This is a genomic window from Cellulosimicrobium sp. NPDC030954, from assembly GCF_055571305.1.
Genome location: NZ_JBVIFN010000001.1, coordinates 1,026,145 through 1,048,798 on the forward strand (window position 1 = coordinate 1,026,145; position 22,654 = coordinate 1,048,798).

Genomic DNA, 22,654 nt, shown 5'->3' on the forward strand with positions numbered 1-22,654 from the left:
GTTGTCCACCATGGTCGAGACACAGCAGGCACGGATCGTCGTGGCCGGGATCGGCAAGCGGTTCGTCCTGCAGCACACCCACACGCTGAAGGACCGTGTCGTGCGCGCCATCGTCCGTCGCGGCGAGAAGCAGTCGTCCGACTTCGTGGCGCTGCACGACGTGAGCTTCGAGGTCGACGACGGCGAGGCGGTCGCGCTCCTCGGCCTCAACGGCTCCGGGAAGAGCACGCTGCTCAAGCTCATCTCGGGCGTGATGCGGGCAGACTCCGGCCGGGTCGGGGTCCGGGGCAAGATCGCAGGCCTGATCGAGGTCGGAGCGGGGTTCCACCCCGACCTGACGGGGCGGGAGAACGTCTACCTCAACGGCGCGATCCTCGGCATGACCGAGGCGGAGATCGACTCGAAGTTCGACGCGATCGTTGCCTTCAGCGAGATCGAGTCGTTCATCGACACCGAGGTCAAGTTCTACTCCTCCGGCATGTTCCTGCGGCTCGCGTTCGCCGTCGCCGTGCACACTGATCCCGACGTGTTCCTCGTCGACGAGATTCTGGCGGTCGGCGACGAGCCCTTCCAGAAGAAGTGCTTGGCGAGGATCCGCGAGCTCAAGGCGAGCGGCAAGGCGCTCGTGATCGTGAGCCACGACCTCAACATGATCGAGCAGCTGTGCGACCGGGCGATCCTGCTCGAGCACGGGCACGTCGTCAGCGACGGGCCGGTCGGAGACGCGATCGCCCACCTGCGAGGAGGAAACGGATGAGTGGACCCGACGTGAGCGAGACGCAGGGCGTGGAGGTGGAGATCGCTGCCGCGCTGACGCGTCGACTAGGGGGACGCGTCGCACGGGTCAGCCTGACCGAGACGGGACGGGGGATCGCGCAGAGGCTGGGGGCCGCGTGGTTCGACGCTGCGGTCCGCAGCCTCGCCCTGGCTCACCCCGGGGCTCCGCTCGAGCTCCTCGTCGTCTCGAGCGAGCACGAGCCCTTCCCCGCCCCGATAGACGTGGACCCAGCCGTCGCCGGCGGCCGCTTCGCCGAGGGCGACGCGGTCGGACGGGTCTCGGTCGAGGGTGAGCCCGGACGCCAGGAGGCGGTCGGCCGTACTCTCGTGGTCCCGACGACGACGCTCCTCGACGAGGCGGGCGAGTTCCACTTCCTCCAGCCCGACTCGCTCAAGCGTCGGGTCGTCGGTGGCGTGTACAAGAAGATCTACGAGAAGGCGCCGCTCCTTCTCGACGAGTGGCGTCAGGGGCGCAACACCCGTGTCGAGCACCGGCGTTCGGTCCTCCGCCCCCAGGTCGAGCACCTCACCACCGCCGGCGGCTCCCCGCTGACGACGGGGGAGGAGCCGGTGGCGTGGATCGCGATGCACTGGTTCGAGTCCGGCGGGGCCGAGTCGTGGGCCGTGCAGTCCGCCGAGCTCGCCGCGGCCGCCGGCTACCGGGTCGTGGTGACCGCGGACGTGGCCGCTCCGCAGCGCCAGCTCGACAGGATGCTCGAGATCACCGACGACGTCTTCGTCGCGGCGAACTCCCTCGCCGAGGAGGACTGGGGCGCGTTCCTCACCGCCCTCGTCCGCACGTACCGGCCGACGCTGCTGCACGTGCACCACTCGCGCCGTGCGTACGCGTTCCTGCCTGAGCTCCGTCACGTCGCGCCGTCCGTGGAGGTGCTGGACAGCACCCACATCGTCGAGCACCGTACGGGCGGGTTCGTCCGTCAGAGCATCGAGCTCTCGGACCTGATCGACGAGCACCACGTGATCTCGCCGGAGCTCCGTGACCTCTATCTGCTCGACTCGGAGGTCGACCGCCGCAAGCTCGTCTACCGGCCCCTGACCTCCGGTGTCCCGCCCGTCCCCGCGGCACGACGGCGGTCAGAGGGCCCGCTGCGGATCGGGTACCTCGGGCGCCTGGCGCCGCAGAAGCGGCCGTTCCTCTTCGTCGCGCTCGCGGCACGGCTGCACGCGAAGGCACCCGCCGACTTCGCGTTCGTCATGCAGGGCAGCGGCGTGCTCGGCGCCATGACGAGCGACCGCATCCGCAAGGAGGGCCTCGAGGGCGTGATCGAGCGGCGCCCCTGGGGGCCCGTCGGCGACTTCATGGACGACGTGGACGTGCTCGTGATCTCGAGCGACAACGAGGGACTGACGCTCACGTCCCTCGAGGCGGAGGAGCACGGCGTCCTCGTGCTGTCCGCGGACGTCGGGAGCCAGCGGACCGTCGTCGCCCCGATGCTCCTCGTCCCCCGCGCGCCCCGTGGCTTTCTCAGCGGTGCGACGCAGGCTCTCGTACGCCTGGCCGGAGACCCGGACGCCTACGAGCGCGCACGACGTGAGCAGACCCAGCTCATCCAGGCACTGCACGAGGTCGAGCCGGCCAGCGCGTTCCTCGCGCGACGGCTCGAGGAACTGAAGGAGAAGAACTGATGCGCGTCGCCGCTGTCGTCGTGACCTACAACCGTCGAGCGCTGCTCGAGCAGACGCTCGACGCGCTCGAGGCGCAGGACCGGCTGCCCGATCGCCTGGTGATCATCGACAACGCCTCGGACGACGGCACGGCCGAGTTCCTCTCGTCGCGCGAGTTCTCCGTCCCGGCCACCGTGCGCCGGCTCCCGGAGAACACCGGGGGCGCCGGGGGCTTCGCCACCGGGACCGAGCTCGCGTACGAGCTCGGGTACGACGCGATGTGGCTCATGGACGACGACACCGTCCCGCAGGTCGAGGCGCTCGGCGAGCTCGTCTCCGGGCTCGACCGCGCCACGGAGACGCTCGGGTACCTGCCGAGCTTCGCCTGCAGCATGGTCCTGTGGAAGGACGGCTCCCTCTGCGAGATGAACACCCCGGAGCCGACGTGGGACTTCGCGCGCCCGCTGGCCATGGGTGCCGACTTCACCCTGATGAAGTCGTGCTCGTTCGTCTCGGTCCTCATCACGCGAGAGGCCGTGCACGCGGTCGGCCTGCCGAGCGCGAACTTCTTCATCTGGTACGACGACGCGGAGTACACCCAGCGCCTGGCGAAGTACCGCCCGGGGATCTTCCTCCCGTCGTCGAAGGTCAACCACCTCCTGCCGCAGAACCGCGGGGTCAACTTCGGCGACGTCAACGACGGCAACATCTGGAAGTTCGAGTACGGGGTCCGCAACCAGATCGCGTCCGCGCGCGCCTTCCGCAGCCCGACGCTCGCGGCGTCGCTCGTCGAGAACATGACGAAGCAGCTCACCCGGTCGAGCGTGCCGTGGCGGCTGCGCCTGCGGCTGGTCAAGGCGGCCGCGAAGGGTGTGGTGTTCCGTCCCGAGATCGAGAAGCCGAGAACGACGCGATGACGAACGGCGCGGCGGCGTCCGCCTCTCCGGGGGCGGACGTCCCGACGACGGAGATCGGGCACGTCCGTGCCCTCACCGGAGTGCGGATCGTCGCGGCGGTCTGGGTCGTCGTCTTCCACATCCGGGGAAACCTCTACAGCGAGTTCCCCGGGACGGAGTCCTGGGCGGGGCCGCTGCTGTCGCACGGCGAGCTCGGCGTCGACCTCTTCTTCACGCTCAGCGGGTTCGTGCTGGCGCTCAACTACTCGGCCCGGATGGGTCGCTCGATGCAGCGGGTGTCGACGGCGCGGTTCTACTGGGCGCGGATCGCCCGCGTGTGGCCGGTGTTCTTCGTGACGCTCCTCGCGGCGGGTCTCTGGCACGGGCTGATCATGCGTGTCAGCACCGACCCGGTCCCGCCCCGGGACTTCACGGTGCCGAGCTTCCTGCGCCAGAGCTTCCTCGTCGCGCTGTGGACGGAGGGCGACACCGACCGCCTGATGTGGAACGGCCCGGCCTGGTCCGTCTCCGCCGAGGCCTTCGCCTACGCGCTCTTCCCGATCATGGCGCTCCTGTTCCTCCGGCTCGGCCGCTCGCTCCGGGCGACCAGCCTCTTCGTGCTCGCGTTCGTCGCACTCGTCCCGTTGCTGGTCTTCGTCGTCGCGTACGGCACGATGTACTACCCCTGGGCCTGGATGCTCCGCATCCTGTGCTGCTTCGTCGCGGGCGCCCTGGTCTACGAGGGCGTGCGACAGCTTCGGCTCACCACCCGCTCGCGCGCCGTCGCGAGCCACGCCGCGCTCGGGGTGATCCTGCTGATCCTGGCCTGGCTGTACGGGGTCGACGCCGTCGGCCACCCCGAGCTCGCACCGCTCGTGACGCCGCTGTTCGTCCTCCTCGTGGGGCTCCTGGCGATCGGGGACCGGCACGTCGTCAGGCTCCTCGGCACCCGGTGGTTCGTGATCGGCGGGGCCGCCTCGTACAGCGTCTACATGGTGCACATGCTCCTCATCGAGCCGGTGTGGTGGTCGCAGGGCCGCTTTGCGTGGATGGCGCCCGGGACGCCCGGGTCGAAGATCGCGTTCGTGCTCCTGCCGTTCGCCGCGCTCGCCGTGGGCTACGCGCTCTGGCGCTGGTTCGAGGAGCCTGCGCGGCTGGCGATCAAGCGCATGTCGTCGTCCGGGAGGACGCCGCCGCCCGGCCCGGTCGAGCGACCACGCCCGTCCGTCGGCGTACCCACGACGGCGCCCGAGGAGCGGGTCGGATGAGCGCCGGGACCGAGACACCGCGGACGACGTCCGCCGCTGGTACCGGCGCGGTGGCCGCCTCACCGCGGGCAGGGCGTGCCGTCGAGGTCGCGTGGGCGGCCTCGGGGGCGCTCGTCGTGATGCTGCTCGCCCTGGTCCCGCTCGTGCGAGCGCCTCGTTACTACTTCAACGACGACACGCAGATCGGCGCGTACGGGATCTGGTTCCGCATCGGCGAGCTCTTGCGCGAGGGCGGGTTCTCGTTCCTCGAGACGGACACCTGGGCGGCCGGGAACTACTTCGTCGAGGGGCAGTGGGGGCTGCTGAACCCCGTCGTGCTCCTGATCGGTCTTCTGGCGTCCTACGCTCCGGACGCGGTCGTGTTCTCGACCGCGGTGAAGGCGGCCGTGATGGGCGTCGCAGCCGTCGGCGCGTACGGCCTGGTCCGCGACTTCGGGGGGCACCGCCACTGGGCGCTCCTCGCGGGCATCGGCTTCCCGCTGGCGGGGTTCACCTTCTACATGGACGCGACCACCTGGGTGACGGGACTGTTCACCTCGGCGGGCATCCCGTGGTTCTGGTGGATGGCGCGCCGCGCGGCCCGCGGTCGCAACCCGGTCGGGATGCTCGTCGCCGGGTATCTCGTCGTGACGGTCGGCTACGTCCACGGCACGATCGCGCTGGTCTTCGTCATCTGTGCCGTGCTGGTCGACGCGATGATCGCGGGCCAGCGGCGGGGCGCTCTCGTCGTCCTCGGCGCGAGCGTCCTGCTCGGGCTCGTCGCCGTGGCGGTCTACCTCCCCGGCGTCCTCTCCGCCGACGTCACGGTGCGCCAGGGAAGCTCGATCCTCAACGACGGCTTCCTCGTCGCCGACCTCAACGGACTTCTCGCCTCCGCGATCTCGACGGCGAGACCCGAGGTCTCGGCCTGGTGGGGCGCGTTCGCCGTCGTCCCGATGCTCTACATCTCCTGGGCGCTCCCGCTCGTCGCGTTCGTCGACGTCCGCAAGATCGCACGCGACGCTCGGGAGCTCGTGGGGATCGGGCTGTTCCTCCTCGTCATGGTCCTGTGGGTCGTCGGGCCGAGCTATGCCGGCCCGCTCCGCATCCCGGTGCGGATGATGCCGTACGTCTCGCTCGCGGCGCTCGTCCTGCTCGCGGTCGTGCTCAGCCGCGCGCTCGTCGCGCGCGTGACCCTCGCGCGGGGCGCGGTCTTCGTCGCGCTCGTCCTGATCGGCGCCTACCTGGCGTTCGTCCAGGTACCCGGGTGGGGCAGGCCGCTCGCCGTCGCGGTGGCCGTCCTGCTCGTGGTCGGCGCGACGTACTTCGTCCTCCTCCGGACCACCGCCGGGCGGCGTGCGCTGCCGCTCGCGCTCGTGGCCGTCCTGGCGACCTCGGCGAACGTCGTGGTGCAGCACCGCTACCAGCCGGACCCACCGCTCGCCGACTTCGGCATGCCGTCGGCCGTGGCCGAGTACCAGCGACAGCTCGACGGGGTCGAGGAGAACGTGTTCGTCGTGGGTGCCCCGACGCAGGCCCCCGGCCCGGAGGTCTGGGAGGAGACGCTGCTCGCGAACACGTGGTACCTCAATCCGGCTCCGGTGCAGAACGTCTACACGCCCGTGGGGTTCGCGGCGTACTCGGAGACCCTGTGCGTGAGCAACCGGGGGGAGTCGTGCGCCGGCTCGCTCGACGCGCTGTTCGCGGAGGTGGAGGGGACGTCGTCCCCGCTCGTCGACCTCATGGGGATCGGCAACGTCCAGCTCGTCCTGTCGGCGTTCCCGGACGGTGTTCCCACGCCGCCTGCGGGCTGGCACGTCGCGACGACCGGGCACTCGACCGAGCTGTGGACCCGGGACGTCGCGGTGCCCGGACCCGGCCACGTGACCTACGCCTCCGACGGGGTCGAGGTGGTGGAGGAGTCGGTGAGCGACGACGTGACGACGCTCCGCGTGACGGACGTGCCCGAGTCCGGCGGGACGATCGTCCTCAGCCGGATGGCCTGGCCCGGGTACCGCGTCGCCGGCGGTGAGCTGGCGGCACCGACGGGAGACTTCCTCCTCACGGTCGAGCTCGACGGCGACAGCGTCGGCGAGACGGTCGAGGTGTCGTTCCGGCCGCCGGGGTGGACGCTGGAGCTCGGTGGCCTGGTCGTGGCGCTGCTGGGCGCGGTGGGGCTCTGCGCGTTCCAGGGGTTCCGGAGCCGACGGAGCACGACCCCCGCCGGCACCGAGGTGTGAGCGCGGCGGGTCAGTCTCGAGGGCGCATCCGGCGCCCGAGGACGACGTACGCCGCCCGGCGCTGCAGAGCGACGACCTTCGCCAGACGGTCACCGCGGCGCACGTCCTGCTCGGTGATCGTGGCGGGCGCCAGCTCACGCGCCAGGCGGTGGAACTCCGCCGCCTCCTCCGCCTGCTGCTGCATCAGGCGGACGGACCACTGGCTCGCGCTGACGCGGAACGACGCGAGGGACTCGCGCAGTGCGACGACCCGTCCCTGGACCATGACGTGGGCGTACGAGCCGGCGTCGATGTAGTACCGCAGGTCCTGCCACCACCCCGCGCGTCGCAGGGCGTCGGTGCGCATGAGCACGCAGGCGGGCTCGCCGAAGAGGTTCGTGCCTGAGCGCACGGTGGCCCGCAGCGCCTCGGCGCCGTCCACGACGCCGTCGAGGTCGCCCAGGCCCCGTGCACGGACGAAGACGTCTCCGCGCGCGTCGACGAGGTCTCGCTGCGACGCCACGAGCACGGCCTCCGGACCTGCCGCGTCGATCGCCGCGACCTGGCGGGCGAGCATGGTGGGGTGCACGAGGTCGTCCCCGCAGACGAGCTTGATGAGCTCACCCCGGGCGAGCTCGCTCACCCGGTTCCAGTTCCTCCGGGCTCCGCCGCCCGCGTCCGTCTGCACGAGCCGCACCCGGGGGTCGTCCGCGAACGCCTGGAGCTGCTCCCACGTGTCGTCGGTGGACGAGTGGTCCGCCACGACGAGCTCGAAGTCGTCGAAGGTCTGGTCCAGCACGGAGCGCATCGTCGCGGCGATGTAGTCGCCGTTGTTGTACGCGGGCACGACGACCGAGACGCGAGGGCTCACGTGGGGGCGTCCTTTCTGCTGTGGCTGTCGGCGGCACCGGTGTCGGCGACGTCGGGGGGCGCGGCCGCCGGTTTCTTGCGTCGGAACGAGAAGCCCTTGTGGCCGAAGTAGCTGATGAGCGCGGTGACGCAGGTGATGAGGAGCTGGGCGGGGATCGGCGCGAGCCCGAAGAGCTCGACGACGAACGGCAGGGCGACGAGGTTGACCCCGAGCGCGCTGAGGTTCACCACCTCGAAGCGGGCGAGGTCGAGCCAGACGTGCCCCGTCACCCGAAAGACGAACTTGCGGTAGAGCACGAACGCGCAGAGCACGGCCGCGACGTGCGCGCAGACGAGGCTCGCCATGTAGCCGAACCGGCCGAGCTGGTCGCGCAGGAGCATCTCGAAGACGACGAACCACGCGGTGCCGATGACGGTGTTGAGGCCGCCCACGATGAGGAACGCGACCCGCTGGTCCTTGACGAGGGTGAAGAGGGGGCCGAGCGACCCGTGCATCCCTGCGGGAGGGGCCGGGGTCGGCGATCCGGGGGCGTCCGTCGTCGGGGGCTCCGGGTCCATGACCATCGGGCGGGGTACCTCTTCTCGGAGCTCGCGGGCGCACCCGAGGGCGGACGGGCTGCGACAACCCAACGACTATAGTCTCCAGCGTGACGAACGAAGACCTCGACGGCGTCCTTCACAAGATCTCCGTCGTCGTTCCCGTGTACCAGGGTGAGCGCACGCTCCCGGCACTCCTCGAGGAGATCGAGAGGCTCTGTGTCCCGTTCGCGACACCGGCGGGGGCGCAGGCCCAGGTCACCGAGGTCCTGCTCGTCTTCGACCACGGTCCTGACGGTTCCGCGGCGGTCATCCGCGACCTCGCGGCGAAGTACGACGTCGTCCGACCCGTCTGGCTGAGCCGCAACTTCGGGCAGCATGCCGCGACCCTCGCCGGGATGGCCTCCTCGGGCGGCGACTGGATCGTCACGCTGGACGAGGACGGCCAGCACGACCCTGCGGACATGGGCGTGCTGCTGGACGCGGCGCTCGCGCAGCGGGCGACCGTCGTCTACGCGGCGCCGACCAACGCGCCTCCGCACTCCGCGTTCCGCAACGTGACGTCCAAGGCGGCGAAGCGCGTGATCGAGGCGCTCGCGGGAGGTACCGACACGTCGCTCTACCAGAGCTATCGGCTCGTCCTCGGGGAGATCGGTCGGTCCGTGGCCGCGTACGCGGGCCCCAGCGTCTATCTCGACGTGGCGCTCGGCTGGGTCGCGGGAACCGTCACCACGGCACCCGTCGCGCTCCGCGACGAGGGGGAGCGCCGTTCCGGGTACTCGCTGCGTCGGCTCCTGTCGCACTTCTGGCGGATGGTGCTCTCGAGCGGCACCCGGGGCCTGCGGATCGTGAGCGTGCTCGGTGCGGTCTTCGGCGTCGCGGGCGTGGTGGTCGCGGTCGCGCTCGCGATCGCCCGCATCGCAGGCGAGTCCGTCCCTGCCGGCTGGACGTCGCTCATCGTCGTGATGCTGCTGGCGACCGGTCTCATCCTGTTCGCGATCGGTGTGGTCGCCGAGTACATCGGGGTGGCCGTCAACATGGCGATGGGCAGGCCGCTCTATCTCATCGTGAGCGACCCTGCGCAGGGCCCGCTCGGACGCGCACGCGATCGATGAACCGTGCGGGGGGCGCGACGACCCTGGTCGTGGGCGCGGGGGGCCTGCTCGGCCGGGCCGTGACGCGCGAGCTCGACCGCCGCGGGACGTCGTCCGTCCGGGCGCGGGTCCGGTGGGGCGTGCGCGAGGACGCCGTCGACGACCTCGGGCGCTCGATCGACGAGCTGCTCCGGACGGCGGGCGGCGGGCCGTGGGCCGTGGTCTGGGCCGCGGGTGCGGGGGTCACGGCCTCGACTGCCGACGCGCTCGGCGCCGAGCTCGACGTCATCCGCGACGTGGTGTCCCGGCTGCGGGCGTTGCCTTCCGACGTCGCGGCACGGGGCGCGCTCCTCTTCGCCTCGTCGGCGGGCGGCCTCTACTCCGGGAGCGACGATCCACCCTTCACCGAGGAGACCGCGCCGCGGCCGCTGGCGGCGTACGGGCGCGCCAAGCTCGACGCGGAGGAGGCGTTCCGAGCGCTCGGCGGGGCGGGCACGCGCGTGGTGCTCGCCCGCATCGCGAACATCTACGGACCGGGGCAGAACCTCGCGAAGCCCCAGGGGCTCATCTCCCAGCTCTGCCTGGCCCACCACACCGCCCGGCCGATCGGGATCTACGTCCCCCTGGACACGCTCCGCGACTACCTCTTCGTCGACGACTGCGCGGCGATGGTCCTCGACACGCTCGACCGCGCCGCCGCACTCCCTGCGGGGAGCGACCCCGTGGTGAAGATCCTCGCGTCGCAGCAGTCGGTCTCGATCGCGACCCTGCTCGGCGAGATGCGCCGCATCTACAAGCGACGCCCCCAGGCGGTGCTGGCGGCGTCGCCGTTCACCTCTCGTCAGGCGCTCGACCTGCGGTTCCGGTCCCGCGTGTGGCCCGAGCTGGACCACCGCGCGTTCGTGCCGCTCCCGGTGGGCATCGCCGCGACGGGAGCCGACATCGGCCTCGCGCTGCGGTCACGGACGCGAGGCTGAGACCGGGGGACCGGTCGTCTAGAGTGGTCGGTCGGCCGCACGACGACTTGGCAGGAGCAGCGCACATGAAGATGCTGGTGACCGGCGGAGCCGGTTTCATCGGGTCCAACTTCGTCCACCAGAGCGTCCGGGAGCGCCCGGACGTCCAGATCACCGTCCTGGACGCGCTCACCTACGCGGGCGACCGCTCGTCGCTCGATCCTGTGGCGGACCGGGTCCGCCTGGTGCAGGGCGACATCGCGGACACCGACGTGGTGGACCCGCTCGTCGCCGAGCACGACCTGGTCGTGCACTTCGCCGCCGAGTCCCACAACGACAACTCGCTCAACGACCCGTCGCCCTTCGTGCGGACCAACGTGGTCGGGACCTTCACGCTGCTCGAGGCCGTCCGTCGGCACGGGGTGCGCTTCCACCACATCTCGACGGACGAGGTGTACGGCGACCTCGAGCTCGACGACCCGGCGAAGTTCACGCCGACGACCCCGTACAACCCCTCGAGCCCGTACTCCTCCACGAAGGCGGCGAGCGACCTCCTCGTGCGGGCGTGGGTCCGGTCCTTCGGGGTCGAGGCGACGCTCTCCAACTGCTCCAACAACTACGGGCCGTACCAGCACGTGGAGAAGTTCATCCCGCGCCAGGTGACCAACCTCATCGACGGGGTGCGCCCGCGGCTGTACGGTGCCGGGCTGAACGTGCGCGACTGGATCCACGTCGAGGACCACAACAGCGCCGTGTGGCGGATCATCGACGCGGGCCGGATCGGGGAGACCTACCTGATCGGTGCCGACGGGGAGACGAGCAACCTCGACGTGGTGCGGACGCTGCTCGAGATCTTCGGGCGGCCCTCCGACGACTTCGACCACGTGGCCGACCGCCCCGGGCACGACCTGCGGTACGCGATCGACGCCTCGCGGCTCCGCGAGGAGCTCGGCTGGGAGCCGCGCTACACCGACTTCCGGGACGGCCTCGTCGCGACGGTCGACTGGTACCGGGAGAACGAGTCGTGGTGGCGCCCGGCGAAGGCCGGCGTCGAAGCGACGTACGCCGCGTCCGGGCAGTAGGACAGGAGCTCGCGGTCGGCGGGTGCCCGGGTGCTCAGGCGCCCGTGCCCCGTCGGTCGGCGAGGAAGGACTGCACGGCGTCCCAGGTGGGCAGCAGGCCCTGCGCGTGCGCCTCGTCGAACGTCGGGGCCTGGGAGTCCTTGTCCGAGAGCCGCGGGCTGAGCGCACGGCCACGGCGGTCCGTCGTCGGCCACTCGATCGCGAGGCCCGGGTCCAACGGATGGATCCCGTGCTCTCTGCCCGGCGCGTACGGTGCCGAGCAGAGGTAGGCGACGGTCGAGCCGTCCTCGAGCGAGCAGAACGCGTGCCCGAGGCCCTCGCTCAGGTAGACGGCGCGGCGGTCGACGTCGTCGAGCAGCACCGAGTCCCAGCGGCCGAAGGTCGGCGAGCCGACGCGGATGTCCACCACGACGTCGAGCACCGCGCCGCTCACGCAGGTCACGTACTTGGCCTGGCTCGGCGGGACGTCGGCGAAGTGCACGCCCCGGACGACCCCGGCGGCGGAGACCGACAGGTTCGCCTGCCGGAGGTCGAGGTCGTGCCCGACCGTCGCAGCGAACTCGCTGCCCTGGAACCACTCGAGGAACACGCCTCGGTCGTCGCCGAACTGGCGTGGCGTGAGCTCCCACGCACCGGGGATGTCGAGCTCTCGGATCTTCACGGTCATCTCTCCGTCGGTCGGGGTTCGGGCTCGTCGTCCGTCGCTCGTCCGCCGCTGGGAACGGCCCTGCCCAGCCGCTCGGCAAGGAGGAAGACGCCGAGCGCGGCGAGCGATCCGGTGACGAGCACGGTCAGCGGGGTCGGGGCGAGGACGTCCCACCACCAGCGGGGGTCGCCGTCGAGGTTCGCCACCGGCGTCTCGATGCCGACGGTGAACCTTCGGATCGTGGTGAACAGTGCGACGGCCGCAGCGAGCGTCAGCGCCACCGCTCCGGTGACGCCTTGTGCCCGGGTCCACTCGACCTTGCCGCGCGCGGTCGCCACGGTGAGGACGCCTACGAGCAGGACGAGCACGGGCAGGAGGTAGCGAGGCTGGACGAACGAGCCGGGGAGTACTCCCGACTGCTGGTGCAGGAGCGTCGGCATGCCCCACAGCGCGCCGAGGGCGACGACCGCCGCGACCAGGGTCCGGGGCGTGGCCTTTCCGAGGCCGAGGAACACGGCGGCAGAGAGGACGGCCCAGACGAGGACGGGGACGAGGGCCGGGAGGGGGACGTCGAACCAGCCGAGGCCCCACCCGCCGACGGCTCCTATCCACAGGTCCGGGACCTCGAGCACGGTGCGGAAGGTGTCCCACACGCCGAGCGGCGGCCCTCCGGGTCCGTCGCTGAAGCCGCCGCTCACCTGGCCACCCTGCGTCGAGCTCAGGTAGAAGAGCGCGCCGACCGCCGCGATGACGGCGCCCGCCACGGCCGGGACGACGAGACGGCGGTCGCGGCGGAGGGAGAGGATCGCGACGATCACGACGGCGAGGCACGCGTAGATCCCGGCATCACCTCGCGCTCCGGCGCCGAGGAACCCGGCGAGCACGGCGAGCAGGGCGAGCCCGATCTGGCGGCGGCCCTCGACGAGCGTGCTCGCGTAGAGCGCGAGCCACGTCACGCCCGCCGCGAGGTACGCCCACGAGCTGGGGTTGGTCGACGGGACGACGAACGCCCCGAGCGGGACCGCCGTGACCGCGAACGGCAGGACGGCGCTGCGCCGCAGCCGCCGCGGGACCAGAGCGGCCACCCCGGTGACGAGCCCGACGAAGAGGAGCGCGTTGAACCCCCGCATGAGCAGGACGGACGTCTCGACGTGGTCCGAGGCGAAGACCGACATCGTCGCGTAGAAGACCGGGGGGTACAGGTGCGTCGTGTTGACCCGGTCCGTCTCGACGAGGTCTGTCGAGCCGGACCAGCAGGACGCGTCGCGAGCGGCGTCCCGGGCATAGCAGGGCTCGCCCGCGACCGCTGCCGGGACGAGTCGCGTGAGCTCTTCGGACCCTTGCTCGCACAGGCCGTCCCGCTCGCCGAGCCCGCACCAGATCGACGGGAGGTGGAAGTCGTCGTCCGGGCTCGAGCCGACCGGCGAGGCGAAGCCCCATGCGAGGAGGGCGACCAGGGCGAGGAGGGGGAGCGCGACCCAGGTGGCCGTCCGGCGGGCGCGGGAAGGTCCGCCGATCTCAGGGGTCATGGTTGGTCATCCTACGAGACGGGGGCCTCCACTACGCTCGTCTGGTCATCGCCCACAGGATCGGAGGTCGCTCGTGCACTGGTTGGTCACGGGAGGGACGGGCATGCTCGGCTCGGACCTCGCCGGCAGGCTCACCGAGCGGGGGGAGCGGGTGTGGGCTCCCTCGTCCCGGGAGCTCGACGTGCTCGACGCCCGGGTCGTGGCCGACGCGGTCGCCGAGGTCGACGTCGTGGTCAACTGCGCCGCGTGGACGGACGTGGACGGTGCGGAGCAGCACGAGGCGGACGCGTTCGCCGTGAACGCCCTCGGCGCCGACGTCCTCGCGCGAGCGTGCGCCCGCCGAGGGCGCCGGCTCGTCCACGTCTCGACCGACTACGTGTTCGCGGGGACGGCCGACACGCCCTACCGCGTCGACGACGCGCCCTCGCCCGTGTCGGCGTACGGGCGGTCGAAGCTCGCGGGCGAGTGGGCGGTGCGCGCGGCGTCCCCGGAGAACCTGGTGGTGCGCACGGCGTGGCTCTACGGTGCGCGCGGTGCCTGCTTCCCCCGGACCATCGCCCGGCTCCTGCGCGAGCGCGGCGGGGTCGACGTCGTCGCCGACCAGGTCGGCCAACCCACCTGGACGCGGGACGTGGCCGAGACCGTCGACCGCCTCGTGGTGACCGGCGCCCCCGGTGGCGTCTACCACGCGACGGCGAGCGGCGAGTGCTCCTGGTTCGAGTTCGCGCGCGCGGTCGCGGTCGCCGCCGGCCACGACCCCGAGGGCGTGCGGCCGACGACCAGCGAGGCGTTCGTGCGGCCGGCACCGCGTCCTGCCTACTCGGTGCTGGACCACGCGCCCCTGGCGGCGGCCGGGGTCCCCGTGATCGACCACTGGCAGGAGCGGTGGCGGACGGCGGCCGCCGAGGTCCTCGCGGGCTGACGGTCGGCGCACCCGCCGGGCGTCGTCAGGGTGCGAGCAGGCCCAGCAGGTAGCTCCCGTAGCCGGACTTCACGAGCTTCTCGGCGCGGGAGCGGAGCTCGTCGTCCGTGAGGAAGCCCCGTCGCCACGCGACCTCCTCGGGCGAACCGACCTTCAGGCCTTGCCGGTTCTCGATCGTGCGGACGAAGTCCGACGCCTCGAGGAGGGAGTCGAAGGTCCCGGTGTCGAGCCACGCAGTGCCGCGGGGCAGTACCTCGACGTGGAGCCGCCCCTGGCGGAGGTACTCCGTGTTGACGTCGGTGATCTCGTACTCGCCCCGGGCCGACGGCTCGAGGTCCCGGGCGATCGCCACGACGTCGTTGTCGTAGAAGTACAGCCCGGGCACCGCATAGCTCGAGCGCGGGTGCTGCGGCTTCTCCTCGAGCGAGAGGGCCTTGCCGTCCTCGTCGAACTCGACGACGCCGTACGCGGTCGGGTCGGAGACCCGGTAGGCGAACACCGCGCCGCCGTCGAGGCCCTCGAACCGCGAGAGGCGCGTGCCGAGGCCCGGGCCGTAGAAGATGTTGTCGCCCAGGACGAGCGCCGCGGAGTCCGACCCGATGAAGTCCGCGCCGAGGACGAACGCCTGCGCGAGCCCGTTGGGCTCCGCCTGGACGGTGTACGAGATGGAGATGCCGAACTGCGAGCCGTCGCCCAGCAGCCGACGGAACTGCTCGGCGTCGTGCGGGGTCGTGATGACCAGGACGTCGCGGATGCCCGCGAGGATCAGGGTCGACAGGGGGTAGTAGATCATCGGCTTGTCGTAGACCGGCACGAGCTGCTTGCTCACACCGAGCGTGATCGGGTGCAGTCGCGTGCCGGAGCCGCCGGCCAGGATGATTCCACGCATGGGCGCCATCCTCCCATGCGCGCGATCACGACGGGCTCGGCCCGCTCAACCGGGCACGTGCCCGTGCACGACGAACTCGTTGTAGACGAAGTACCGGCCCGTCCAACGGGGGAACGGGAAGGAGCGCGACCCGTCCACGACGACACCGAGCCGGTCGAGCGCCTGCGCGATCCTCCGGTCGTCGACGAAGTCGGTGTGGGTGGGGTCTGACGCGAAACCGCGCTCCTGGGGGCACACCACGAGCACCCGGGCGCCTGCGGCGAGCCGCTCGACGTACGGGCGCAGCATCTCGACCTGGCTGCCCGGCTCGAGGTGCTCGAGGACGTGCGAGACGAGGAGGGCGTCGAAGGGCGAGAGCCGCCCGTCGACGCTCGCGTCCAGGAAGCCCTCGGGGGTGAGGGCGTCCATCCCGAGGCTGCGGCAGAAGGCGACCGACGCGGGGTTGTGGTCCACACCGACGCTGCCCGGGGCAAGGTGGCGCAGGTTGCGCCCGATGCCGCACCCCAGGTCGAGCGTCCGGCGCGCCCCCAGGTGGTGCCGGACGATCCAGCGGTACGGGGCCTGCACGTGCAGGATCCGCTTCCACCGGGCGCCCTGGAGCTCGCGCAGGCGACGCGTGTACCCGGCGTCCTCCGTGCTCGCGGCGCGTGCGGTGGCGTCGTCCGGCCCGCTGGGCACGGTGTCCGCGGTCGGCCGGTCGTCGGGCTGGGTCACGGGCACCTCGCTCGGGGTCGCACCTGTCCTCGGGTCCGCCCACGATAGCCGGGCGGACTCCTCCCGGGAGGCGCCGCCGGGGCGGTCAGGCCGGCGTCACCTGCTCCTGGGCGACGAGCCGACGGAACCGCTCGGGGTCGGAGCCCAGAGCCGTCGCGGTGGCGGGAGAGACGAGGACGACGGACCCGTCGCCGGCCCAGGTCGCGAGCACCCGGAGCAGGATCGAGGCAGCCGCAGGGTCCCCGTCCCCGGAGGGCGTCGGGGACAGGAGCTGCCGACCGCCGACGGCACGCTCGACCAGGTGCGCGTGGTCCCGGGACGAGGATGGTGCGGAGAGCGCCTCCAGCCCGGGCTCGACCGCGGGCGCCCAGCCGATGCGGTCGCCGTAGGTCATGACCGCGGACGCGGCGTCGATCGCCCCTGCCGGGAGGTCCCCGTCGAACCGGCGGGCGAGCGCCGGCAGCGCGACGGCGACGAGCTCGGCGCGCGTCCCGGCCCAGCGGTCGGGGCGCGTCGTCACGACGACGTCCGGTCGCGTGGTGCCGTCACCCAGCGTAGCGTCGTCGTCGGCGGGCGTGAGCACGACCGTCGTCCCGACGCGCCATGCGGCGAGCGCCCAGACGACCGTGCGCCAATGCACGGGAAGGTCGAGAACGACCCGCGTGCCGGGGCCGGCGTCGAATTCTTCGACGAGAAGGTTGGTCGTCTTGTTGACCCAGTTCTCGAGCACCGCACCGGAGAGCTCGACGCGCTCGCCGTCGTCGCCGTACCACGTGAGCCGCGGTCGTCCGGGGTCTCGCGTGAGGAGACGCAGCAGGTCAGCGACGTGCGTGGGGCGGTCGTCGCGCGGGGTCGGGGGATGGGGAGCGGTCACCATGGACACCACCCTAGAGCGCTGATATCGCGTCCCGACATGTCGGAATTTCACCCCTCGCCTCCTCGTCGCTATCACATTTCGGCTTGACGCCCGCGGACGACACGCGTGTAATTTCTTCAATGCAGTTTCCGGCGGGGTTCTCGCCACGAGGCCCGGCGAACGGCATGAAGGGGCGCACGATGTGGAACATGCTGGACGGGACGGGAGGGGCATTCCCCTCCGACGCTGAACGAGAGGTGGAGCGCGTGGCACCGGTGCTGCCGCTCTTCGGCGAGCCGGTCGACGACTCGCTCATGGGATGGCAGGAGCGGGCGCTCTGCGCCCAGACGGACCCGGAGGCCTTCTTCCCGGAGAAGGGCGGGTCCACGCGCGAGGCCAAGAAGGTCTGCACGGGCTGCGAGGTCCGGGCCGAGTGCCTCGAGTACGCGCTCGAGAACGACGAGCGGTTCGGCATCTGGGGCGGTCTCTCGGAGCGGGAGCGCCGCAAGCTCAAGCGCCGCGTCGTCTGACGAGCGTCGCCGCGGTCCGGGTCGGCGCACGCGTCGCACCGGACCACCTCGTGACGGGGTCACGACACCCCGCCACACCGGGGCGCGCAAATGCCGCGCCCGGAGCCGTGTCCGTCGCATGATCGACGGGACATGACTTCCTCCGACCTCACCACGTCCGCGCGCAGCGCCCGCCCCGGCGACGTCACGCCGGGGGCGGCCGCGCGCGCTGCCGCCGTGCCGGGCGTCGTCGCGGCACCCGAGATCGTCGCCGCCGTCACCGGGGCGCTGCCCGTCGTCACGACCGTCACGGCCGTGGTCGTCACGCGCGGGAGCACGCCGTTCCTCGCCGCGACGATGGCCGCGCTGCGCGCCCAGACGACGAGCCCGCACGCCGTCGTCGTCGTGGACGCCGCGGCGGGTGACGCGACACGCGAGCACCAGGGCCTCCAGCTGGGGGACGCGCGGTTCGTCGCGGCCCCGCGCGCCCGCTCGTTCGGGGACGCGGTCGACGCCGCGCTCGCGCACGTCGAACCGGGCACGTGGCTCTGGCTGCTCCACGACGACTCGGCGCCCGCTCCCGACGCGCTCGCCGAGCTCCTGCGCGCGGTCGAGCACTCGACCGCGGTCGCCGTGGCGGGACCCAAGCAGGAGCGGTGGACGATCGGCACGGGGACCGAGCCCGCCCCGCCGTTCGAGCCGGGCACGGCGAGCCGCCTCGTCGAGGTCGGTGTCACGACGACGCCCCTGGGGCGTCGCATGACGGGGATCGACGACGACGAGATCGACCAGGGCCAGCACGACGCGCGCGACGACGTGCTCGCCGTCGGGCTCGCGGGCGCGCTCGTGCGCCGCACGGTGTGGCTCGAGCTCGGCGGGACCGACCCCGAGTACGGGCCGTTCGGCGACGGGCTCGACCTGTGCCGCCGGGCGCGGCTCGCCGGGCACCGCGTCATCGTCGTGCCGTCCGCGGTGGTGCGGCACGCGCAGGCGTCGCTCCTCGGGCTGCGGGACCGGCGGCGCGGGGCGACCACGCTCCCCGCGCCGGACCCCGGCTCGTCCTCCGCCGCGCGGCGCCGGTCGCAGCTGCACGCGCGACTCGTCGGGGTCGCGGCACCGTGGCTGCCGTTCGTCGCGCTGGCGATGGTCCTCGGCGCCCCGTTCCACGCCGCGTACCGGCTGCTCGTCAAGCAGCCCGGCCACGCCCGGGACGAGCTGCTCGCCCCGCTGTGGGCGCTCGCCCGGATCGGGCCCGTGTGGCGCGCGCGGCGCGCGGCCCGGCGCACCCGCAGGCTCCCGCGTCGCGCCCTGCGCCCGCTGCGCGGCACGTGGCGCGAGGTCCTCGCCGAGCGGCGCGACCGCCGTCTGGCCCGGGCGGAGCAGCGGCGCACCGCGTCGGCCCCGACCGACATCGAGCGGCGCGAGCTGCGCGCGCTCGCCCTGCGGCGACGGGCGGGCCTCGCGGCGACGGCCCTGGCCCTCGTCGCGTACACCGCCCTCGTGTTCGGCCCGCTCGCGGGGGCGCTGCTCGCCGGCGGCCGCCTCGTCGGCGGCTCGCTGCTCCCGGCGACGGGCACGCTCGGCGACGTCTGGCGCGCCGCCACGACCGGGTGGGTCACGACCGGGCTCGGCGCGCCAGCGCCGGCCGACCCCTACGTCACGGCGCTCGTCCCCGCCTCGCTGCTCGCCGGCGGCGCGACCCAGACCGCCGTCAACCTGCTCGTGCCGGCATGCTTCGTCGCCGCGGGTCTGGGCGCGTGGTTCGCCGCGGGCGCCCTGGTCCGCTCGGTCCCGGCGCGCGCCTGGGCCACGCTCGTGTGGGTCGCCGCGCCGGCCCTGCTCGCCGCCGTGGGCGCGGGCCGGGTGGGCGCCGTGCTCGTGCACGCCACCCTGCCGTGGCTCGCGCTCGCGGTGGTCCGCGCGCTCGGGCTCCAGCGCGTCGACGCGGTCGCGCCGGCCGCGCCCGGCGCCGCGCGTCCGGTCCCGCGGCGCGAGCCGGGGTCGCTCGCCGCGGCGGCGACCGCGGGCCTGCTCTTCGCCGTCGTCGTCGCCGGGTCGCCCGTCCTCCTCCCGGTCGGCGTGCTCGTGCTCGCGGTGGTCGCGGTCGGGGTGCCCGCCCACCGTCGCTACCTGGCCCTCGTGCCCGTCCCGGCCCTCGTGCTGTTCGCACCGTTCCTCGTGCACGTGGCGAGGACCGCGGGCGACGGCGGGTGGCGCCTCCTGCTCGCCGACCCCGGTGCGCCCGTCGCGGCCGCGGCGGCGCCGCCGTGGCAGCTGCTCCTCGGTCTGCCGGTGTCGCCGGGCGCGTGGTTCGGGCTCGACGGCTCGGGCGCCGTCGACCTGCTCGCGCGGTGGGCGCCGTTCGCCGCCGGGGCGGTCGTCGTGGCGCTCGCCGCCGTGGCCGTGCTCCGCGGGCGCCGCCTCGCCGTCGGCGCGTGGTTCGTCGCGGCGATCGGCCTCGCGACGGCGATCCTCGCCGGCTCGACCGTCGTCGGGGCGGGTGCGTCGCCGGGCGCCCCCGTGACGGGCTGGCCCGGCGCGGGCACCTCGCTCGCGCTCCTCGCGCTCCTCGGTGCCGCGCTCGTGGGTGCGCCCCGACTGCCCGACGGCGGCGCCCCGCCCTGGCGGTCCGGTGCCATTGTCGCGCTCGGCCTCGTCGTCGCGCTGCTCCCGCTGGGCACCGCGGCGTCGTGGACGGCGGGCGTGCTCGACCGGGACGACGCGCGGGTCGGCGACGTCCGCGCGACGACCCAGCCCGTCGTCCCGCCGGTGGGCCGCCAGATGCAGTCCTCCCCGCGCCAGGCCCGGGTGCTCAGCCTCGAGATCGGTCCGGGCGGCGTGGTCGAGTACGCGGCCCTGCGCTCGGACGGCCCGCAGGCCGTCGACTCCTCGGTCGTCGTCGAGGCGTGGCAGGCCGCGGACCCCGGCGCGACCGAGGGCGAGCTGCCCCGGGTGGTCGCCGACCTCGTCTCCGGCACGTCGGCCGAGGTGAGCGACGGCCTCGGGCGCCTCGGCGTGGGCGCGGTGCTCCTGCCGGCGTCGGCGGAGCCGGACCAGGCGCGCGCGGAGCTCGTGGCGCGGCTCGACACGGTGCCCGGCCTCGAGCGCATGACGGAGGGGCAGTCGGGGCTGGTGTGGCGCGTGGCGCCCGACGGCCTCGATCCCGCCTACGCGCGGGTCGAGTCGTCCGCGGGGTCGCAGCCGCTCGACGCGGACCGCCAGGCGCTGCGACCGGTCGACGCGGCCGTGCCGGCGGGGGCCGAGGACCGCGTGGTCGTGCTCGCGGAGGACGCCTCGTCCGGGTGGCGGGCGACGCTCGACGGCCGGCCCCTGCAGGCCGTCGACCCGTCGACCACCGGCGGGCTCCAGGCGTTCGCCCTGGGAGCCGCGGACGGGCGGCTCGAGGTGTTCCACGCGGCCGACCACCGGTCGGGCTGGATGACGGCGGCAGGGATCACCCTGCTCGTGTACGTGCTGCTCGCGGTGCCGGTGCGGCGTCGTCGGGCGGGGACGAGGTAGCGCGGTGACGACGGAGAACGAGACGGGTCAGGGCCGGGCGGTCCCGGACGACGCGCCCGCAGGGACGCCCCGCAGCAGGCGGCGCGGGGTGGTGCGCCGGATCACGACGACGGGCGCCGGCCTGGTCGGGATGCTCGCGGTGGGCGCCGTGGCCGCGTTCGGGAGCACGGGCGCGACGCTGGTCCCTGCCGCGCCGGCCCCCGCCGACCCGGTCCAGCAGGTCGCCGTCGAGCCGGCCCCGGAGGTCACGGTCTGCCCGGGACCCGCGCGCCTCACCGACCCGGAGACGGTCGGCGACGCGCAGTTCGGCCCCGCGCCGGTCGGCACCGAGAGCAGTCTGCGCGCGGTCGTGGCGGGCGCCGGGTCGGCCGAGATCGGCGCGTTCGACGGCACGGCCGCGCGCGCCGACGCTCGGGCGCTCGAGCGTGCCGCCGACGCCGACGTCACGGTGACCACCGACGAGGACCCCGCCGCGGGCACCGTCCTGACCGTCCGCCCGGGCGAGGGAGCCGCCCCGCGGGTCGCGGCGTCGGTGGGGTCCGCGACGACGGCGGGTGACCTGCGCGGCCTCGCCGCGGCGAGCTGCGCGCGACCCGGCATCAGCCAGTGGCTCGTGGGCGGGAGCACCCAGATCGGCAGCAGCACCCAGCTCGTGCTGCAGAACCCGGGGCTCACGCCTGCGGTCGTGCAGGTCGACGTCTGGGGCCAGGGCGGGGCCGCGGTGCTCTCCGGGGGCGGGCAGCAGCTCGTGGGCCCGGGCGAGGAGGTCGTGACGCTCGTCGAGGCTGCCGCCCCCGAGCAGCGGCGCCTCGTCGTGCACGTCGCGGCGACGGGCGGTCTCGTCTCCGCCTACCTCCAGCACTCGACGCTCGACGGGCTGGTCCCGCTCGGCGTCGACTACGTGGTCCCCGGCGCGGAACCCGCGCACGACCTGGCGCTCGGGGGCGTCGCGAGCGTCGGCGAGGCCGTCGACGACCCGCACGCTCCGCAGCTCCGCCTCCTCGCCCCGGGCGACCAGGCCGGGACCGCGCACGTGACGGTCTACGGGGCGGACGGGCCCGTGCCGCTGCGCGGCGTGGAGGACGTCGCCCTCACGCCCGGCGTCGTCACCGACGTCTCGCTCGGCGGCCTCCCCGAGGGGTCGTACGCCGTGGCCGTGCGCGCGGACGTCCCCGTCGTCGCCGGGGCGTCCGTCGACCGGCGCGGCGAGCCGGACCCCGACCTGCTCCACGAGGAGCGTCAGTACGACCGTGCGTGGATCGCCGCGCGGGCGCTGGTTCCCCCCGCGGAGGACGCCCCGGCCGTGGCGGACGACGCGCGGGCCGGGCAGGTCGCGCTCGTCCCCGGCACGACGTCGGTCCTGACGCTCGCGGCGGTCCCGGCGAGGGGCACGGCGGAGGACGGCGACGACGCGGCCGGACGCCTCGAGCTCCGCGTCCGCGCCTACGACGAGGAGGGCGCCGAGGCCGGGACGACGACCGTGACGCTCGACGCCGGCACGACGCAGACGCTCGACCCGTCCACGCTGCGGCCCGAGGGCTCGGACGCGGTGGTCGCGGCGGTGACGGTCGACGTCGTCGGCGCCCGCGGGGACCTGCGCCCGGCGTGGTCCGTCGTGGCGAGCGCCGGTCCGCCGAGCGGGGACGGCGACGAGACGCCGAGCCTGCTCTCGGTGCTCCTGCCCGTCGTCGACGCCCCTGCGCCCGGCACCGTCGCGGTCCGCGCCTCGGACACCGCGGGCCTCGGGGGCTAGGGACCGACGCGGG

At 73.5% G+C, this 22,654-nt stretch carries 19 protein-coding genes; 12 read left to right on the forward strand and 7 right to left on the reverse strand.

Annotated features, from left to right (window positions below):
• The first annotated feature begins 10 nt into the window (after positions 1-10).
• The 5 genes from ACZ402_RS04355 to ACZ402_RS04375 are packed head-to-tail and all read left to right on the forward strand — an operon-like array spanning position 11 to position 6,786.
• A complete protein-coding gene (locus tag ACZ402_RS04355; RefSeq protein ID WP_253053187.1) occupies positions 11-757 on the forward strand; it encodes an ABC transporter ATP-binding protein in 747 nt (248 codons plus the stop codon).
• On the forward strand, positions 754-2,424 hold the full coding sequence (locus ACZ402_RS04360) for a glycosyltransferase (protein WP_375824204.1): 1,671 nt from the start codon (positions 754-756) through the stop codon (positions 2,422-2,424). Before ACZ402_RS04355 ends, ACZ402_RS04360 begins: the two co-directional genes overlap by 4 nt.
• Positions 2,424-3,320, forward strand: a complete 897-nt coding sequence (locus ACZ402_RS04365) for a glycosyltransferase family 2 protein (RefSeq protein ID WP_253053191.1) — start codon at positions 2,424-2,426, stop codon at positions 3,318-3,320. The genes ACZ402_RS04360 and ACZ402_RS04365 overlap by 1 nt, the downstream gene beginning before the upstream one ends.
• Positions 3,317-4,567 carry an acyltransferase family protein gene (locus tag ACZ402_RS04370; protein ID WP_375824205.1) on the forward strand — a complete coding sequence of 417 codons (1,251 nt, stop codon included), beginning with the start codon at positions 3,317-3,319 and terminating at the stop codon, positions 4,565-4,567. Before ACZ402_RS04365 ends, ACZ402_RS04370 begins: the two co-directional genes overlap by 4 nt.
• Positions 4,564-6,786: a hypothetical protein gene (locus ACZ402_RS04375; RefSeq protein WP_375824206.1), complete on the forward strand. Its 2,223-nt coding sequence runs from the start codon at positions 4,564-4,566 to the stop codon at positions 6,784-6,786. The genes ACZ402_RS04370 and ACZ402_RS04375 overlap by 4 nt, the downstream gene beginning before the upstream one ends.
• 10 nt (positions 6,787-6,796) lie before the next feature.
• On the opposite strand, the gene ACZ402_RS04380 is transcribed toward ACZ402_RS04375, so the two are convergent.
• Positions 6,797-7,636, reverse strand: coding sequence for a glycosyltransferase family 2 protein (locus tag ACZ402_RS04380; RefSeq protein ID WP_375824207.1), 840 nt, complete (start codon positions 7,634-7,636; stop codon positions 6,797-6,799).
• Positions 7,633-8,199 (reverse strand): GtrA family protein, encoded by a 567-nt coding sequence (locus tag ACZ402_RS04385; protein WP_465285819.1) that lies wholly within the window; start codon positions 8,197-8,199, stop codon positions 7,633-7,635. Before ACZ402_RS04385 ends, ACZ402_RS04380 begins: the two co-directional genes overlap by 4 nt.
• 83 nt (positions 8,200-8,282) lie before the next feature.
• Here ACZ402_RS04385 and ACZ402_RS04390 point away from each other — a divergent pair, with 83 nt between their 5' ends.
• From ACZ402_RS04390 to rfbB, 3 genes are all read left to right on the forward strand, one after another.
• Entirely contained in the window at positions 8,283-9,287 is a 1,005-nt protein-coding gene (locus ACZ402_RS04390) for a glycosyltransferase (protein WP_253053201.1), read from the forward strand.
• A complete protein-coding gene (locus tag ACZ402_RS04395; protein ID WP_375824209.1) occupies positions 9,284-10,243 on the forward strand; it encodes an NAD-dependent epimerase/dehydratase family protein in 960 nt (319 codons plus the stop codon). Before ACZ402_RS04390 ends, ACZ402_RS04395 begins: the two co-directional genes overlap by 4 nt.
• A 65-nt stretch (positions 10,244-10,308) precedes the next feature.
• On the forward strand, positions 10,309-11,304 hold the full coding sequence (gene rfbB, locus ACZ402_RS04400; protein ID WP_253053205.1) for a dTDP-glucose 4,6-dehydratase: 996 nt from the start codon (positions 10,309-10,311) through the stop codon (positions 11,302-11,304).
• Positions 11,305-11,338: 34 nt separating this feature from the next.
• Here the strand turns inward: rfbB and ACZ402_RS04405 are convergent, their stop codons facing one another.
• Entirely contained in the window at positions 11,339-11,965 is a 627-nt protein-coding gene (locus tag ACZ402_RS04405) for a dTDP-4-dehydrorhamnose 3,5-epimerase family protein (protein WP_375824210.1), read from the reverse strand.
• 2 nt (positions 11,966-11,967) lie between these two features.
• Complete coding sequence (locus tag ACZ402_RS04410; protein ID WP_375824211.1) at positions 11,968-13,479, reverse strand: DUF2142 domain-containing protein; 1,512 nt, start codon at positions 13,477-13,479, stop codon at positions 11,968-11,970.
• A 73-nt stretch (positions 13,480-13,552) separates the two neighbouring features.
• Between ACZ402_RS04410 and rfbD the strand changes: the two genes are divergently transcribed.
• On the forward strand, positions 13,553-14,401 hold the full coding sequence (gene rfbD, locus ACZ402_RS04415) for a dTDP-4-dehydrorhamnose reductase (protein WP_375824212.1): 849 nt from the start codon (positions 13,553-13,555) through the stop codon (positions 14,399-14,401).
• A 25-nt stretch (positions 14,402-14,426) separates the two neighbouring features.
• On the opposite strand, the gene rfbA is transcribed toward rfbD, so the two are convergent.
• From rfbA to ACZ402_RS04430, 3 genes are all read right to left on the reverse strand, one after another.
• Complete coding sequence (gene rfbA / locus ACZ402_RS04420) at positions 14,427-15,290, reverse strand: glucose-1-phosphate thymidylyltransferase RfbA (protein WP_375824213.1); 864 nt, start codon at positions 15,288-15,290, stop codon at positions 14,427-14,429.
• Between the two features lie 45 nt (positions 15,291-15,335).
• Positions 15,336-16,004, reverse strand: a complete 669-nt coding sequence (locus ACZ402_RS04425) for a class I SAM-dependent methyltransferase (protein ID WP_375824214.1) — start codon at positions 16,002-16,004, stop codon at positions 15,336-15,338.
• Positions 16,005-16,089: 85 nt separating this feature from the next.
• Complete coding sequence (locus ACZ402_RS04430; protein ID WP_375824215.1) at positions 16,090-16,881, reverse strand: TIGR03089 family protein; 792 nt, start codon at positions 16,879-16,881, stop codon at positions 16,090-16,092.
• A gap of 179 nt (positions 16,882-17,060) precedes the next feature.
• Between ACZ402_RS04430 and ACZ402_RS04435 the strand changes: the two genes are divergently transcribed.
• From ACZ402_RS04435 to ACZ402_RS04445, 3 genes are all read left to right on the forward strand, one after another.
• The gene (locus tag ACZ402_RS04435; RefSeq protein WP_275892227.1) at positions 17,061-17,390 is read left to right on the forward strand and encodes a WhiB family transcriptional regulator; all 330 of its coding nucleotides are present in this window, start codon (positions 17,061-17,063) and stop codon (positions 17,388-17,390) included.
• A gap of 132 nt (positions 17,391-17,522) precedes the next feature.
• A complete protein-coding gene (locus ACZ402_RS04440; protein ID WP_375824216.1) occupies positions 17,523-20,888 on the forward strand; it encodes a glycosyltransferase in 3,366 nt (1,121 codons plus the stop codon).
• 4 nt (positions 20,889-20,892) lie between these two features.
• Positions 20,893-22,641: a DUF5719 family protein gene (locus ACZ402_RS04445; RefSeq protein ID WP_375824217.1), complete on the forward strand. Its 1,749-nt coding sequence runs from the start codon at positions 20,893-20,895 to the stop codon at positions 22,639-22,641.
• The last annotated feature ends 13 nt before the right edge of the window (positions 22,642-22,654 follow it).

Coding starts and splice junctions, on each gene's coding strand:
- ACZ402_RS04355 (WP_253053187.1), top strand. CDS start 11: ATGGTCGAGACACAGCAGGCACGGATCGTCGTGGCCGGGATCGGCAAG.
- ACZ402_RS04360 (WP_375824204.1), top strand. CDS start 754: ATGAGTGGACCCGACGTGAGCGAGACGCAGGGCGTGGAGGTGGAGATC.
- ACZ402_RS04365 (WP_253053191.1), top strand. CDS start 2,424: ATGCGCGTCGCCGCTGTCGTCGTGACCTACAACCGTCGAGCGCTGCTC.
- ACZ402_RS04370 (WP_375824205.1), top strand. CDS start 3,317: ATGACGAACGGCGCGGCGGCGTCCGCCTCTCCGGGGGCGGACGTCCCG.
- ACZ402_RS04375 (WP_375824206.1), top strand. CDS start 4,564: ATGAGCGCCGGGACCGAGACACCGCGGACGACGTCCGCCGCTGGTACC.
- ACZ402_RS04385 (WP_465285819.1), bottom strand. CDS start 8,199: ATGGTCATGGACCCGGAGCCCCCGACGACGGACGCCCCCGGATCGCCG.
- ACZ402_RS04395 (WP_375824209.1), top strand. CDS start 9,284: ATGAACCGTGCGGGGGGCGCGACGACCCTGGTCGTGGGCGCGGGGGGC.
- rfbB (WP_253053205.1), top strand. CDS start 10,309: ATGAAGATGCTGGTGACCGGCGGAGCCGGTTTCATCGGGTCCAACTTC.
- ACZ402_RS04410 (WP_375824211.1), bottom strand. CDS start 13,479: ATGACCCCTGAGATCGGCGGACCTTCCCGCGCCCGCCGGACGGCCACC.
- rfbA (WP_375824213.1), bottom strand. CDS start 15,290: ATGCGTGGAATCATCCTGGCCGGCGGCTCCGGCACGCGACTGCACCCG.
- ACZ402_RS04430 (WP_375824215.1), bottom strand. CDS start 16,881: ATGGTGACCGCTCCCCATCCCCCGACCCCGCGCGACGACCGCCCCACG.
- ACZ402_RS04435 (WP_275892227.1), top strand. CDS start 17,061: ATGTGGAACATGCTGGACGGGACGGGAGGGGCATTCCCCTCCGACGCT.
- ACZ402_RS04440 (WP_375824216.1), top strand. CDS start 17,523: ATGACTTCCTCCGACCTCACCACGTCCGCGCGCAGCGCCCGCCCCGGC.